Origin of the sequence: Streptomyces sp. NPDC008001 (assembly GCF_042958085.1) — a bacterium.
GTDB lineage: Bacteria > Actinomycetota > Actinomycetes > Streptomycetales > Streptomycetaceae > Streptomyces.
In genome coordinates this window covers 521,611-537,517 of record NZ_JBIBIZ010000001.1, presented here as the reverse complement: position 1 = coordinate 537,517, position 15,907 = coordinate 521,611, and the positions used below count along the sequence as shown (strand labels likewise).

The 15,907-nt window shown below is 73.4% G+C and carries 4 protein-coding genes (1 of these 4 cut by a window edge); all 4 read right to left on the bottom strand.

All coding sequences use genetic code 11. The annotated features are described in order from the left end of the window. Window positions 1–215: 215 nt before the first annotated feature. Tightly spaced (at most 1 nt apart), the 4 genes in view from ACFZCD_RS02205 to ACFZCD_RS02190 form a layout consistent with a single transcriptional unit that may run on beyond the window. Entirely contained in the window at window positions 216–1,238 is a 1,023-nt protein-coding gene (locus ACFZCD_RS02205) for an NADP-dependent oxidoreductase (RefSeq protein WP_391826940.1), read from the bottom strand. Next, window positions 1,235–3,562, bottom strand: coding sequence for an ACP S-malonyltransferase (gene fabD, locus ACFZCD_RS02200; RefSeq protein ID WP_391826938.1), 2,328 nt, complete (start codon window positions 3,560–3,562; stop codon window positions 1,235–1,237). The genes ACFZCD_RS02205 and fabD overlap by 4 nt, the downstream gene beginning before the upstream one ends. A gap of 1 nt (window position 3,563) precedes the next feature. Then, window positions 3,564–9,593, bottom strand: coding sequence for an SDR family NAD(P)-dependent oxidoreductase (locus tag ACFZCD_RS02195; protein WP_391826936.1), 6,030 nt, complete (start codon window positions 9,591–9,593; stop codon window positions 3,564–3,566). Then, window positions 9,590–15,907: the final stretch of an SDR family NAD(P)-dependent oxidoreductase gene (locus ACFZCD_RS02190; RefSeq protein WP_391826934.1), read on the bottom strand. 18,144 nt of this gene lie beyond the right edge of the window; the window shows 6,318 of its 24,462 coding nt (coding positions 18,145–24,462); its start codon lies beyond the right edge, outside the window; its stop codon occupies window positions 9,590–9,592. Before ACFZCD_RS02190 ends, ACFZCD_RS02195 begins: the two co-directional genes overlap by 4 nt.

Below are 15,907 nucleotides of genomic sequence, written 5' to 3'. Positions count from 1 at the left end.
GAGGTCCTCCGTTACGGGGTGGGAAATTCTTCTCCGGAACCCGGAGAAGGAAGGGAAAGAGGGAGAGCGAGAGGGAGAAAGAGGTGCGGCTCTGGCCGCTGCGCCGCGGCCGGATGGTCCGAAGCCTGCTCACCGGGTTCTCGTACGCCCCGGCGCGGCATCCGCGTGGAGAACACGATACCGGCCCGGGAACGAAAAGCCAGCGAATTCCGCACTCAATCGGAGATTCTGACGAGCATTTTTCCGGTATTCGCTCCGCGCAGCATGTCGATGAATGCGGCCGGTGCGTTCTCCAGCCCGTTCACGACGGTTTCGCGGTAGGTGATCCTGCCTTCGGCCAGCCAGCGGCCCACCCGGGTGAGGAATTCGTCCCTGAGCCCGCCGAATTCGCTGACCAGGAAGCCGCGCAGCGTGATGCCCTTGGCGATGGCCTGCATCAGCTGCTGCGGGCCGGTGGCCCCGTCCTGCTCGTTGTACTGCGAGACGGCTCCGCAGAGGGCGAACCGTGCGTTCATCCTGGCCTGGAGCAGTGCGGCGTCCAGGTGGTCGCCGCCCACGTTGTCGAAGTAGACGTCGATGCCCTCCGGAGCGGCCGCGGCGAGCTGTTCCCGCACCGGGCCGTCGCGGTAGTTGAAGGCTGCGTCGAAGCCCAGTTCGCCGGTCAGGTACGCCGCCTTCGCGGCGCTGCCCGCCGACCCGACGACCTTCGACGCCCCGCACAGCCGGGCGATCTGGCCGGCCAGCGAGCCGACGGCGCCCGCGGCTCCGGAGACGAACACCACGTCGCCCTCGCGGAGCCGGGCCGCCTTCAGCAGCCCGGCGTAGGCGGCGTGGCCGGGCATGCCCAGAACTCCCAGGTACGCGCCGGGCGGTGCGGCCGCGGGGTCGACCCTGACCGCGCCGGCGGCTCCCATGACGGCGTACTCGCGCCAGCCGAGGCCGTGCAGGACCAGGTCACCGGCCGCGAGGGCCGGTGACTTCGAGACCACGACCTCGCCGACCGCTCCCCCGTCGAGCGCCTTGCCGACGGCGAAGGGCGGCACGTAGGAGCGCACGTTGTTCATCCGGCCGCGCATGTACGGGTCGACGCTCATGAGCAGGTTGCGCACGAGCACCTGGCCGGGGCGGACGGCGGGCAGTTCGGTTCGTACGACGGAGAACGTCTCCGGGGTGGGCCATCCCCGGGGCCGGGCGGCGAGCCGGACCTCGGCTCCCGTGGCGGGCAGGGCGAGGGTCATGACGCGCTCCTCAGCTGCGGGGTGCCGTGCCATCGGCGCACGGCGGAGTCGATGTGCTCGGCGGCGCCTTCGAGCAGCATGAGACCGATCCGGTCGACGTGCCGCCGGCGCCACGACGCGAGTGGGGTGCCTTCGACCCACTGGTTGAAGGAGCCCAGCGCCGGCCCGGTGTGGATCTGGTAGTTGACCTTGCCGGAGCCGTCGCCGGTCAGGGCGAGGCGCGTGGTGTGGAAGAAGTACCACCGGAACACCAGCGCCATGCGGAGCCGGGGCTGCGCCTCGGCCCGGTCGGCCTCGGCGTCCCTTCCCCGTGACCGGAGATAGTCGCGGACTTCGTTCCAGACCTGGTCGAGGCTCTTTCCGAAATAGGTGCGTTCCAGGAGGGTGCGCGTTTTCGCCGGTATCTCCTCGATGCCCTCGTAATGGGAATACAGGGCGAACAGTTTGTTGGCCCGGGTGGGAAAGAAGACGCCTTTCCGCAGCACTTGCACCTGGGCGCCCATCTCGAACATGTCACCGGCCGGTGCGTAGGCGGTGTCGGCGATGCCGGTGTCCTGCAGCATGTCCTTGACCACGTCGCTCGTGGCGGATTCCACCGTGCACTGGTTGACGGATCCGGTGAGGACGTAGTCGGCGCCGAGCATGAAGGCCGCCGCCACGGCCGACGGGGTGCCGAGGCCTCCGGCGAGACCCATGCAGACGGGTTCGGCGTAGCCGTACCGCTCCTGTGCCTTCTGCCGTAGGGCGAGCATGGCCGGCATCATCACCGTGGCGACGCCGCCGTCGGTGTGCCCGCCGGAGTCCGCCTCGACCGTGATGTCGTGGCTCATCGGCACCGTGCGGGCGAGCTCCACCTGCTCGTCGGTGAGCGCGTTCTCCTGGCGGAGCCTGTCCAGCACCGGCCCGGGTGCGGGGGCCATGAACGCCTCGGCGACCTCCGGCCGCGACACCTTGGCGACGATGCGGTGGTCGCACACCGTCGTTCCGTCGGGGGCACGGCGCAGGCCCCGGGCCCGGTAGAGGACGAGGGCGGGCGACATCCGGATGAAGGCCGACGCCTCGACGACGCGCACGCCGCGGCGCATCAGCAGCTCGACCACGCGGCGCTCGGCCGCGGGGTCGTCGTGGTCGGCGAGCAGGTTGACGCCGTAGGGCTGTCCTGCGGCCAGGCCGTCCTGGACGGCCCGCACGCCCTCCTCGATCTCCGGGAGCGACAGGCCGCCCGTACCGAGGAAGCCGAGCATGCCGTTCCGGCCCAGCCGGACGACCATCTCGGGGGAGGCGATGCCCCGGTACATGCCCCCGGCGAGATAGGCGTACCGCAGCCCCATGCGCCGGCGGAACAGGGGGCTGCCCAGCGTCTCCGCGGTGATGACGGACGCCGATCCGAGGACGGAGGCGGGGGCCGGTGCGGGGGCGGGCACGGGCGTGGGCGCGGGCACGGCCGCGGGGGCAGCCTCGGGGGCGGCCGGGCGCGGGGCCGAGCGGATCTGGTCGATCAGCTTGCCCAGCACCCGGCCGCCGAGCTCGGTGAAGTCGGTGACCCCCAGGCCGAGCAGGTGCTGCACGCTCTCCGTCCAGCGCACCGGCCGCACGATCTGCTCGGTGAGCAGGCGGGCCGTGGCTCCGGGCTCGTACGGGCGGGCCGTCGCGTTGGCGATGACGGGCGTCTCCGGGTCGCCGAGGGTGAAGCCGTCCAGGAAGCGGCCGAAGTCCTGCTGCGCCTGCCGCATCAGGGGCGAGTGGAACGCCCCGGACACGCTCAGCCGCGCGCAGCGGACGTCGCGCGCCTCCAGGTAGGACACGAACGCGCGGACGGACTCGGTGTCACCGGAGACGACCTGCTGGGCCGGTGCGTTGTCGTTGGCGACGGTCAGGCCGGAGAAGCCGCCTTCTTCCAGGTGCAGGCCCAGCCGTTCCCGGTCGATCCCGACGACCGCGGCCATGCCGCCGCCGCGCGCCCGGGCCATCAGCGCGCCGCGCCGCTGGACGAGCCGCAGCCCGGTCGCGAAGCCGAAGGCCCCGGCGGCGTGCAGGGCGCAGTACTCCCCCAGGCTGTGCCCGGCGAAGAAGGCCGCCTCGTCGCCGTTCTCCTCCCGCCAGCGGCGGTGGGCGAGCGCGCCGACGACGAACAGCGCGGGCTGGGTGTACGCGGTGTTGCCCAGTTGCTGCTGCGGGTCGTCCAGGCAGAGGGTACGGATCGAGTAGCCGAGGACGTCCGAGGCCTCTTCGGTGAGTGCGGGGTACGCGTCGAACAGCTCGCGTCCCATGCCGCGCCGCTGGGCGCCCTGCCCGGGGAAGACGACCGCCTTGAGGCCGGCCATGTCAGCGCTCCCCCTTCGCGGAGGGCACCCGGGCGGTCTCGGCGGCGTAGAGCCGGTCGCACAGGCGCATGAGCTTGTCGAGGGACTGCGGTGCGGTCATGACCTCGGCGTGCATGGTGGTGTCCACGTCGATCGCGAAGAAGTCGTCGATCTCGTCCGCCCATTCCTGCCAGTAGGCGATGTCGTCCACCGCCGGCAGCTCCGGGTTCGGGAAGAGCACCATGTGCTCCTCGAACGCGCCGAAGAACTTGCCGCCCCGGTTGCGCAGGTAGTAGCAGCGCAGTCCGTCGCGCCGCGGCAGCGGGCGCACCGTGTACGTCTCGCCCTGCGTGGCCTCGAAGTAGCGGGCCAGCTGCCCGACGCGGGCGCGCAGCTGCGCTTCGGTCTTCTTGATCCCGCGAGCGAGGGCGGCCTCGATGAGGGAGTCGAGGAACTCGGGGGCGTCCAGGGTGGTGTCGACCTCGTCGCGGCGGAGGATGGGGGTCGCGCCGCCGTGCGAGTCGAAGCGGTTGTTGCCGAGGATCAGGTTGACGGCGCGGAACGCGCTGACCTTGGCGACCGTGTCCGGGGCGAAGTCCCCGCCGACGATCAGGGCGTTGGCCTTGTTGGTGGACTCGCCGTCGAGGGTGTCCAGCATGACCAGCGAGTTCACGTCGGCGCCGCGCAGCTGCAGCTGCCGCACGACCTCGTAGGCGAACAGCCCGCCCAGGGAGAAGCCGCCGATGTCGTACGGGCCGTCAGGCTGCACGGCGAGGATCACGGTGGCGTAGTACTCGGCCATGGCGGTCTGGCCGGTGAGGATGTCGGTGGAGTCGATCCAGCCCTTGGGCTGGATGCCGTAGAAGGGGCGTGCGCAGCGGGCGGCGAGCGGGGCGTAGGACTCCACTCCGCCGTTGCCGTGGTGGACCCAGAAGACGGGCCTGCCCTCGGTGACGCCGTTCATGCGGACCAGTTCGGGGAAGTCGTTCGGCGACGCCGGCTCCACGGGCTCCGGCTGCGGACGTGCCGGGGGTTCCGTCGTCCGGGCCTCCTCCCGGCCTTCCTGGATCTGCCGGCTCTCCTGGGCCTGCTGGATCTCCTGGGTCTCCTCCGCGGGGGCCGGTTCCGGCGACGTCGTGCCGGTGATGGCGTCGACGACCTCCTGCAGCGTGTCGCAGCCGGCGATGACGTCCAGCGTGAGGGCCGCGTCGATGTGCGTCTGCGCCTGGGTGAGGAACTGCATCATGAAGATGGAGTCGAAGCCGTAGTCGCCGAGGGGCTTGTCGCGGCGCAGGGTCGCGGCGTCGACGTCGAGCAGGGTCGCCATGAGGTCCGTGACCACGTCCGCCACGTTGTCGGCGTGTCCGGCGGATTCGGTCCGGCCGGCGTCCGGCTCCGCCTCGGGGGCCTCCGGCTCGGCGACCGGGGCCGGCAGGAACTGCTCCCGCATGCGCGTGTGGTCGCCGTCGAGCGCGATGACGTTCGGCAGGCCGGTCGCCCAGGCGCGGTACAGCGCGTCGATGCCCACGGAGGCCCGCATCGGCCGCATGCCCACGGACTCCAGGAGGCTGACGGTGGACGCGTCGGCGCCCATGCCGCCCTTCTCCCACAGCGGCCAGTTCACCATGAGGGTGCGTCCGGAGCGGAGGCCCCGGCCGGCGAGGGACTCGCGGTGGGCGGCGTAGCCGTCCAGGAAGGCGTTGGCGGCGGCGTAGTCGGCCTGTCCGACGTTGCCGAAGGCGGCCATGGAGGAGAAGCCGACGAAGCAGTCGAGTGCCGCCCCGGCGGACGCCTCGTCGAGGTGGCGCAGGCCGTCGACCTTGGCGGCGAACACCGCGCGCAGGTCGGCCGCGCTCTTCCTGGCCACGAAGCCGTCCCGCAGCACTCCCGCCGCGTGGACGATGCCGTGCAGGCCGCCGTGCTCGGCCTCGACGGCGCGTACGCTCCGGAACACCTCGGCGCGGTCGGCGACGTCGAGCACGCGGTACTCGGCCCTGGCCCCGGACGCGCGCAGGGAGGCGAGCAGTTCCTCCTGGGCCGGTCCGGCCGGGCTGCGGCCGCAGAGGACCAGGACGGGCGCCTGGACCCGGCGGGCGATGTCCTCGGCGAACAGGGCGCCGAGTCCTCCGGCACCTCCGGTCAGCAGGTAGACACCGCCGTCACGCCACGGGACCTGTGGCGCGGGGGCCGGGATCTCGCGCCACTGGGACACCTGGCGGCGTCCTGCGCGGTAGCGCACGGTCTGCTCGTCCGCATCGGCGGCGTCGTGCTGCAGCCGTGCAGCCAGCTCGGCCGCCGGCAGCGCCTCGTCGGTCTCGATCCACTGCGTCAGCAGCTTGGGGTGCTCCATGCGTGCCGTCCGCAGCATGCCGCTCAGCCCGCCCAGCCAGGGCGCGCCGGCCGGGGTGACGATCTGAAGGAGGCGCGGCGGGCGGGCCGGCTCCTGCGCCTTGGTGCGCAGCAGTTCCAGGAGGCGCTCGGCGTAACCGGTGTAGCGGGTCTCGATCTCGCCGTCCGCCTGCCAGCTCTCGCAGGTGCCTCCTGCCGCGTCGGCCAGTGCGGTGGCGTCCACGCCGGGCAGCTCGCACAGGACGACGTGCCGGGCGACGTCGGTGCCGCGGTGGCCGGGGGCCGGCTGGTCGCGCCAGTCGGGCCGGACGAGCAGCGCGGGGGCGGCCGGGGTCCCGGTCTCCCCGGCAGCGGCCGCCGCCGGTGCCTGCTTGATGCGGGTGCCGAAGCCGAGCAGGCGCACGCGGACGTTGCCGTCGGTGTCGCAGAGGTCGATGTCCAGGCGGCGGACGCCGGCGTCGCGGCGGTCGTCCTCGGCGCGGCGCACGACCGCCCAGCCCTCGGCCGGGGTGGCCGACAGCACCTGGACTTCGCGAACGGTGAACGGCAGCGCCGTCCCGGCCGGCGCCTCGCCCGCCTCGCCGAGCGCCAGGCCCAGGGTGGCCTGCAGGGCGGCGTCGAGCATGCCCGGGTTGAGGGCGAGCGGCGAGGCCGCCGCGGCGGGCAGGCGCAGCCGGGCCAGAGCCGTGTCCTCGCCGTAGTGCAGCGTCTCGACGGCCCGGAAGGCGGAGCCGTAGCCGAGGCCCATGCGGGCGAACAGTGCGTAGACCTCGTCGCCGGTGCGCAGGGAGGGGCATGCGGCGAGGAGGGCGCCAATGTCGTGCGCGGGGACGGCGGGGAGCGGCGCGGGGCCGGACCGCACGGTGCCCTTGGCGTGGACGACGCGCTCGCCGTCGTGCATCACGTACGCCTCGAACGCCCGGGTCGTCCCGCCCGTCCCGCCCGTCTTGTTCGTCTCGTCCGCCTCGTCCGTCTCGATGTGGAGGGTGCGCGGTGCCGTGACCTCCAGGGGGCGCAGCCAGGCCACGTCGTGCAGGCGCACGCCCGCGGCGGGGGCGAGGGCCTCCCGTACGAAGGAGAGGTAGGCGGCGCCGGGCAGCACGGGGGTCTCCTGGACGAGGTGGTCGCGAAGGTAGAACTCGTGCCCGTCCAGGTCGTGGCGGCGGGTGGCCGGCCGGCCGGTCCCGGCCTGGTCCGGCCTGTCCGCCGTTGCCACCGTTGCCGCCTTCACGGCCTTCTTGTCGGCCTTCCTGTCGGCCTTCTTGTCGGCTATCCAGTAGCGCTGCAGCTTGAACGGGTAGGTGGGCAGGGGCAGGCGCTGCATCGGCCGGTCCGCGTAGAGCCGTCGCCAGTCGAAGTCGAAGCCCGTGACCCAGAGTTTGAGGAGGCGTCCGAGCTTGCCCTTGGCGATCCAGCTGTCGACGGCGAGGGCGATGTCCTCGTCCCCGACGAGCTCGCTCCACGGGGCCTGCCGCTGGGCCTGCCCGACGTGGACGCCCTGGGCGGTGCTGCCGTCGAGGAAGGCCCGGAGCCGCTCGCGCAGGTCCGCGAGGGAGGGGGTGAGGAAGGCGAGGCGCTCCTCCATGGCGACGCGGCCGACCTGCAGGGTGTAGGCGAGGCGCGGGAGGTCGGCCTCGCCGATCCTGCCCTCGTCGAGCCAGCCGGCCAGCTGGCGGGCCCGTGCGCGGAGGGTCTCGGGCTCCGCCGCCGACAGGACGACGGCCACCGGCTCCGAAGTGCTCACCGGCTGTCCGGCGGTGGGGCCCGGGGAGCCGGCGGGCGGTACGTACTCCTCCAGGACGACGTGGGCGTTGACGCCGCCGAAGCCGAAGGAGCTCACGCCTGCCCGGCGCGGCAGCTCACGGCCCTCCGCATCGCGCGGCGCCGGCCACGGCTGCTGCTCGCGCACCAGGTGGAAGGGGCTGCCGGACAGGTCGATGTACGGGTTGACCGTGTCGCAGTGCAGGCTCTTGACCAGCGTCCGGTGCCGCATCTGCAGCAGCACCTTGATGACGCCGGCGATGCCTGCGGCCAGTTCGAGGTGACCGATATTGGTCTTCACCGAACCGATGCCGCAGTGCACCTCCTCCACCGTCGCGCCCCGCTCCTCGTACAGCTCGCGAAAAGCCGCCTTGAGACCGTTGATCTCGATCGGGTCGCCGAGCTTGGTGCCGGTGCCGTGGGCCTCGATGTAGCCGACGGTGCGCGGGTCGATGCCGGCCTTGGCGTAGGCGTGCCGGATGAGGGCGGCCTGGGCCTTGGGGTTGGGCGAGGTGAGCGAGTTGGAGCGGCCGCCGTGGTTCTCGGCGGTCGAACGGATGAGGCCGTAGATGTGGTCGCCGTCGCGCTCGGCCGCCGACAGCGGCTTGAGGACCAGCATCCCCACGCCCTCACCGCGCGCATAGCCGTCGGCCCGGTCGGAGAAGGTCTTGCAGCGGCCCCCGGGGCTGAGCATGCCGGACTTGCTGAAGCTGATGTGCCCGTCGGGGATCACCATGGTGTTGACGCCGCCGACGACGGCCGCGCCGCACTCGCCGCGTTCCAGGGCGGCGACGGCGCGGTGGATGGCGACCAGGGAGCTGGAACAGGCGGTCTCGACCGGTTCGCTGGGGCCGTGCACGTCGAGGAACCAGCTCATGCGGTTCGGTCCGACCGACGGCACGCTGCCGGTGGGCGTCACGCTCTCGCCCGTGCCGCGGCTCCGCTCGGCCAGCAGGCCGTAGCCGGTGTCGCTCGTGCCGACGAACAGGCCGAGGTCCTCCCCCGCCAGGCCGTCGGCGGCGTAACCGGCGTCCTCCAGCGCCTTCCACACGTACAGCATCAGCAGGCGCTGCTGCGGGTCCATGTGGACGGCGTCCTTCGGTGCGATGCCGAAGAACAGCGGATCGAAGTCGGCGACGCCGTCCATGAAGCCGCCCCATTTGACGTCGGTGCGGCCGGGCTCCCGCAGGGGGTCGCCGAAGTGGGCGCGCCAGTCCCAGCGGTCGGCGGGGACCTCGCCGATGCAGTCGCGGCCTTCCCGGAGGTTCTGCCAGTACGCGTCGATGTCCGCGGCCTGCGGGAAACGGCCGCTGATGCCGACCACGGCGATGGGATCGCCCTGCGGCCGCTCCGCGTACGGGGAGGCGGGCGTGGGTGCCACGGGCGGTACGGGCACGGGCGTGACGGGTGCGGGCGCGGCGGTTACGGGTGCAGCAGGTGCGGGGCCGGCCTCGCGTGCGGTCTCCGCGGCGACCGGGGCGGCTGCGGGCACGGTCGTTGCCACGGCTACGGCCACGGGCGAGCCGAGCCCCAGCCGCTCGGCCAGTGCCGGGCCGTACTCACCGCTCAGGTGCGTGCCGAAGGCCCGGATGGTCGCGTGCTCGAAGAGCACGGTGGGGGCGAGTTCCAGGCCCAGGGACTCGTTCACCATGTTCACCAGCTGGGTGATGACGATGGAGTCCAGGCCGTACTCGCTCAGGTCGACGTCCACGTCCAGGTCCGCCGGGTCCACCTTGAGGAGCTCGCAGACCTTCTCCACCACGACGGTGCAGATCCGCTCCACGAGGGCCTCGGCATCGGCGGCCGGAGGGGCCACGGGCCGGGCGGCCTGGTCCTGCTTCCACGCACGGATCAGGCGGAGCGCTTCGTCCTGTCCCACCCGTCCCTCCCGTATGAGCCGGTGCAGTTCGTCCAGTGATTCGATGCGGGTGGGGGTGCTCATATCAGGCTCCTCTTGAAATCGTCCGCGCTGAGTTCGCTGCGGCCGATGGCTTCGATCAGGTGCAGCAGCTGCGCGTCGTCGGGCCCGGCCGGCAGGGCCGGGGCCGGCCCGGCGGGGGCGCTGCCGCCGAGGGTGCGGGCGCTGAAGCCGCGGAGGCGTACGCAGACGTCGCCGTCGTCGTCGCAGAGGTCGAGGTCGAGGCGGCGGACCGCTCCGGGGTGGTCGTCGGCGGCGAAGCGGGCGACGACCCAGCCGCTGTCCGGGGTCGCGCGCAGCACCTCCAGCTCGCCCAGGGCGAACGGCAGCGCCGTGCGGGGGGTGCCGTTCTCGCCGGAGAACAGGCCGGCCGTGGCCTGCAAGGCGGCGTCGAGCATGCTCGGGTTGAGGACGAATCCGCCGGCGCGAGCCGCGCCCGCCGGCAGCGTCAGCCGCGCCACCGCCTGCCGCGAGCCGGTGTGCAGCCGCTCGATCGCGCGCAGTGCGGGCCCGTAGGCCATGCCGATGTCGGCGAAGCGGCTGTAGCAGGCCTCGGCGTCGAACACGGGGCCGTCGCACTGCGCGCGCAGTGCGGCGAGGTCGAGCCGCTCGCCCGGCGTACCGGCCCGGCGTCGCAGCTGCCCGCGGCCGAACGCGAGGCGTTCGCCGTCTTCGCCGACCGTGTAGATCTCGTAGCCCAGTCCGTCGCCCGCCCGGGCGGAGACCGCGACGTGGACGTCGGTCGGCGCGTCGGCCGTCAGGGGGCGCATCCAGGACGCCAGCTTCAGCGACCAGGTGCTGTCGTCGCCTCCGGCCGCCTGGACCGCCGCGGCCCGCGCCATCTCGAGGTAGGCCACGGCGGGCATCACCGGCACGGCGTGCGTGCGGCCCTCGGGGGCGTCGGGTGCGCGGCCCGGCCGCCAGCCCGCCACCACGTCCATCACCCGGCTCTCCACGCGGTGGTCGGTCAGGAAGAACTCCCGGCCGGTGAAGTGCGAGGTGTAGCGGTGCTCGTTGAGGTCGGAGGTGTTCGCGTGGACGAGCGGGTGCAGCGCCGCGGCGGGGGCGCCGGCCTGGGGGCGCGTGGTGTCGACCCAGTAGCGCCGCAGCCGGAACGGGTAGGTGGGCAGCGGGATCCGGCGGGGCCGGCGCCCGGCGTGGAACCGGTCCCACGCGACGGGCGCGCCCTGCACCCACGCGTCGAGCAGGCGCGCCCAGTCCTGCCGGGACACGTCCGCGAGGTTGGTGCGGTCCTCGAACCCGGCCGGTACGCCGGGGAGGTCGACGCCGCGCGGGACCCGGCCGCGGAAGACGCCGTCGGCCGGCTCGTCGCGCAGCCACGCCTCCAGTTGCTCCGTCAGCTCGCCGACGGTGCGGGCGAGGCAGGCGAGGCGCTCGGTCATGCCCGTGCGTCCCGTCTGCGAGGTGTAGGCGATCGACGTCAGGTCGGCGTCGCCGTAGGCGCCGCCGCGCAGCGCGTCGGCCCACTGCGCGGCGAGCTCGCGCAGGACGTCGGTGTGGGTCGCCGACAGGACGACCGGGACACCGGCGGCGGGTGCGGGCTGCGGCGCGGGGGCGGTGGGCGGTACGTACTCCTCCAGGACGACGTGAGCGTTGACGCCTCCGAAGCCGAAGGAGCTCACTCCCGCCCGGCGCGGCAGCTCGCGGCCCTCCTCATCGCGCGGAGCGGGCCAGGGCTGCCGCTCCCGGACCAGGTGGAAGGGGCTGCCGGACAGGTCGATGTACGGGTTGACGGTGTCGCAGTGCAGGCTCTTGACCAGCGTCCGGTGCCGCATCTGCAGCAGCACCTTGATGATCCCGGCGGCGCCGGCGGCGAGTTCGAGGTGACCGATGTTGGTCTTCACCGAACCGATGCCGCAGTGCGCCTCCTCCACCGTCGCGCCCCGCTCCTCGTACAGCTCGCGGAACGCCGCCTTGAGGCCGTTGATCTCGACGGGGTCGCCGAGCCTCGTACCGGTGCCGTGGGCCTCGATGTAGCCGACGGTGCGAGGGTCGATGCCGGCCTTCGTGTACGCCTCGCGGAGCAGCGCGGCCTGGGCCTTGGGGTTGGGTGCGGTCAGGGAGCTCCCCCGGCCGCCGTGGTTCTCGGCGGTCGAGCGGATGAGGCCGTAGATGTGGTCTCCGTCGCGCTCGGCCGCGGACAGCGGCTTGAGGACCAGCATGCCCACGCCCTCGCCCCGCGCGTAGCCGTCGGCCCGGTCGGAGAAGGTCTTGCAGCGGCCTTCGGGGCTGAGCATGCCCGCCTTGGAGATGCTGATGTGCCCGTCGACGCTGACCATGGTGTTGACGCCGCCTGCGATGGCCATCTCGGACTGGCCGTCGCGAAGGGCCTGGACGGCCCGGTGGACGGCGACCAGCGCGCTCGAACAGGCCGTGTCGACCGGTTCGCTGGGGCCGTGCAGGTCCAGGAAGTAGCTCATGCGGTTGGGGCCCATCGAGGGCGCCGCGCCGGTGATGTCGTAGCCCTCGATGACCGGCGAGTAGCGGGTGACCAGGGTGCTGTAGCCGGTGCTGGTGGTGCCGGCGATGAGGGCGGTGTCGGTGCCCGCGATCGCTTCCGACGAGTACCCGGCGTCCTCCAGGGCCTTCCACACGTGGAGCATGAGGAGCCGCTGCTGCGGGTCCATCAGCTCGGCTTCCTTCGGCGAGATGTCGAAGAACAGCGGGTCGAAGTCGCCCACGCCGTTCATGAAGCCGCCGGAGGTGACGTTGGAGGTGTTGGGCTCCTTGACGGGGTCGCCGTAGTGGGCGCGCCAGTCCCAGCGGTCCGCGGGGACCTCCTGGGTGCAGTCGCGGCCTTCGCTGAGGTTCTCCCAGTACGCGTCGAGGGTGTCGGCCATCGGGAAGCGGCCGCTCATGCCGATGACGGCGACCGGCTCGTTCCCGGGTGTGCCCGCCAGGGGCGCTTCCTGCCGCTGCTCCTGTTGCTTGGGCTCCCCGTGCTGCGTGTGCTCTTCCTGCTGCGCGTGCTCCTCCTGCCCGGCGCGGACGGCAGCGGTGACGCTGTCGGCGTGGTGCGCGAGGAGGTGGTCGACGACCCCGTCCAGGGTGGGGTTCTCGAAGAACAGCGTCGGTGCGAGGGACAGCCCGAACTCCGCGTTGAGCTCGTTCGCGAAGCCGATGAAGGAGAGGGAGTCGAAGCCGTAGCGGGTCATCTCCGCGGCGCCCTCGATCCTCTCGGCAGGCACGTCGAGCAGGACCGCCACGCGGGCGATCAGGTGCTTGAGCAGCGTCTTGCGCCGCGCGTCCGGCCCCGCGGTGCGGGCGGGGGCGGGCTCCGGGGCCGGGGCGGGGGCGAGGGCGGCCGGTGCGGCCGTCCGGAAGCGGTCGGGGTGGTCGTCGAGGAGACGGTTCACGAGCTCTCCGAGGGTGAGGTGTTCGAGGAGTTGCTTCGGCGCCAGGGAGAGCCCGTACTCCGTGTCGAGCCTGGCGGCGAGTCCGGCGAGGGAGACCGCGTCGAAGCCGTACTCTCCCAGCTCCACCGCGCCGTCGAGCGCGTCCTCCGGCACCTCCAGCACGGCCGCGGCGTGCGCGATCACACGGTGCAGGACCGCGGCGTGCAGGCCGGCCCGGTCGGACGCGGTCACCGGGGCGGGGTCAGCGGCAGGCAGGGCCGAGGCAGCAGCAGTCGGGGCGGCCAGGAGGGTGGCGTCGACGCGGGCCCGGTCGCCGTAGACGGCGAGCACGTGGGGCAGGCCGCTGCCGTAAGCGCGCTCCAGGGCCTCGATGCCGTGCGGGGCGCGCATCGGGACCATGCCGACCTCGTCGTGGAGGCGGGCTTCGGTCGCGGCGTCGACCTTCATGCCGCCTTCGGCCCACAGCGGCCAGCCGATCACGAGCGTCCGGCCGTGGCGCTCGCCGCGGGCCGCCAGCTCGTGGCGCCGGAGGGCGTAGGCGTCCATGAAGGCGTTGGCCGCCGCGTAGTCGCCCTGGCCCTGGTTGCCGAAGGCCGACAGCGAGGAGAAGCCGATGAAGCAGTCCAGGGCGAGGCCGGCGGTGGCCTCGTCGAGGTGGACGAGGCCGGCGACCTTGGCGGCGAGCACGTCGCGCACGTCGCCGGCGCTCTTGGTGGCCAGGTAGCCGTCGCGTGCCACGCCCGCCGCGTGGACGACGCCGTCCAGGCGGCCGTGCCCGGCGACGACGGCGTCGACGCACGCGACGACGGCGTCGCGCCTGCCGACGTCCACCTGGCGGTACGTCGCGCGGGCCCCGGAGTCGCCCAGGGCGCGCAGCAGTTCGCGCTGGGCGGGGCCTTCCGGCGAGCGTCCGCACAGGACGAGGGCGGCGCCGGGTGCCTGGCGTGCGATGTCGCGGGCGAAGAGCGCGCCGAGACCGCCGGCTCCCCCGGTGAGGAGGTACACGCCGCCGGCCTTCCAGGGGCTCACCCGGGGGGCGTCCTCGACGGCGGTCCACTGCGGCACGCGGCGTTGCCCGCCGGCGTACTGCACGACCACGTCGTCGAGGCTCTGCGCCTCGTCCCGCAGCCGGTCTGACAGGGTCACGGCGTCGACGGGCGCCGCCACCTCGATGAGCTGGGTCAGCAGCCTGGGGTGTTCCATGCGGGCCGTGCGCAGCAGGCCGCTCAGGCCGGTGAGGAGCCTGCCCTCGCCGTCACCGGGGACGACCACCTGCACCAGGACGGGGCCGCGGGAGGTCTCGGGCACGGCCGTGCGCAGCCGCTCCAGGACCGCCTCGGTGTGGCGGGTGTAGCGCAGGGCCGGGTCGTCGTCCCCGGCGGGCAGGGCGGTGCAGGGCACGCCGAGCTCCGCCCGGACCTTTCCGGGGTCGATGCCGTCGAGTCCGCCGAGCAGGACCTCGTGCCGCACCAGCGGCCGCGGCTGCCGGACGGGTCCGGCGGGGCGCCGGCCGGCGTGCATGAGGGTCAGGGACGGCGGCTCCTGCGACGGGGTGTCGTCCGGGGACAGCACGCGGGCGCTGAACCCGAGGAGGCGTACGCACACGCCGCCGTCGTCGTCGCAGAGTTCGATGTCCGTGCGGCGTACGGCGCCGCCGCGGTCGTCCGCCGAGGGCCGTACGACGGCCCATCCGCTCGCGGGGCTCGGGGCGAGGATCTGCACCTCTTCGACGACGAACGGGAGCGCGGCCGCGACGGAGCCGGTGCCGTCGGCCAGGGACAGGCCCAGGGTGGCCTGGACGGCGGCGTCCAGCATCGACGGGTGCAGGGTCCAGGGGCTGCCGTCCGCTGCGGCCGGGGGCAGGCTCAGGCGGGCGACGGCGAGGCCGGTGCCGACGGCGAGCTGCTGCACGCCCCGCAGGGCGGGGCCGTAGCCGATGCCCATGCGGGTGAAGAGCCGGTAGCAGTCCTCGTGGCCGAGGGTGCGGACGTCGCACCGGGCGCGCAGGGCGGTGACGTCCAGGCGCGCGGGCGCGGGGCTCTCGCACGGCTCGATGCGTCCCTGGCCGTGCATCACGGGCCGGCCGTCTTCGCCGGCCGTGGTGATCTCGTAAGTGAAGCCGCCGCCCTGGCGCGGTGTCAGGAGGGTCCCGACGGTGGTCGGGCCGGTGATCCGGGCGGGGCGGGACCAGACGACGTTGCGCAGCCGGAGGCCGGTGGGGGCGATGCCTTCGGCCCGGGCGGCCTCGCAGGCCAGTTCAAGGTAGGCCACGCCGGGGAGCACCGGCACGTTCCGCACGCGGTGGTCGTCGAGGAAGAACTCGTCGCCCGTCAGCTCGACGGCGAAGCGCACCGTTCCGGGTTCCCCGCCGTTCCTGCGGCCTTCCAGCGGCGAACGCACCGGGGACGGAAGCGGGGCCGGGGCCGGGAGGGGCGTGCGGGGTGCGCGCGATCCGATCCAGTAGCGCTCGCCGGTGAAGGGGTAGGGCGGGAGGGAGACGATCCGGAAGCGGCCGCCGGCGAACAGCGGGGCGAAGCGCAGGTCGTGGCCCTGTGCGTAGAGCCCGGCCAGCTCGGTGAGGGCGTCGTGGCTGCCCGGTCCGGCCATCAGCCGGTCGATGCGCGTGCGCACGGCGGGGTCGTGGCGGCGGTGTCCTTCCGTCGCCTCGCCGGTGGCCGCGTTCGCGGCGCTGCCGTCGCGCAGCCACGTCCGCAGGGTGGCGATGAGCTCCTCGCGGTCGCGGACCACGCAGGCCCAGCGGTGGCTGCAGTGCCGGCGGCCGGTGGCCAGGGTGTAGGCCACGTTGCCGAGGTCCAGGTCCTCGTGGGCGAGGGCGTGGTCCAGCAGGCGCTCGGCCTGGGCGCGGCGGGTGGCGTCGTCCTGTCCGGAGAGGACGACGAGCCGGCTCGTACGGGCCGTGTGCCCGTCGTCGTCCCGGGCGGGGGCTTCTTCGATCAGGGC

Coding starts and splice junctions, on each gene's coding strand:
- ACFZCD_RS02205 (WP_391826940.1), bottom strand. CDS start 1,238: ATGACCCTCGCCCTGCCCGCCACGGGAGCCGAGGTCCGGCTCGCCGCC.
- fabD (WP_391826938.1), bottom strand. CDS start 3,562: ATGGCCGGCCTCAAGGCGGTCGTCTTCCCCGGGCAGGGCGCCCAGCGG.
- ACFZCD_RS02195 (WP_391826936.1), bottom strand. CDS start 9,593: ATGAGCACCCCCACCCGCATCGAATCACTGGACGAACTGCACCGGCTC.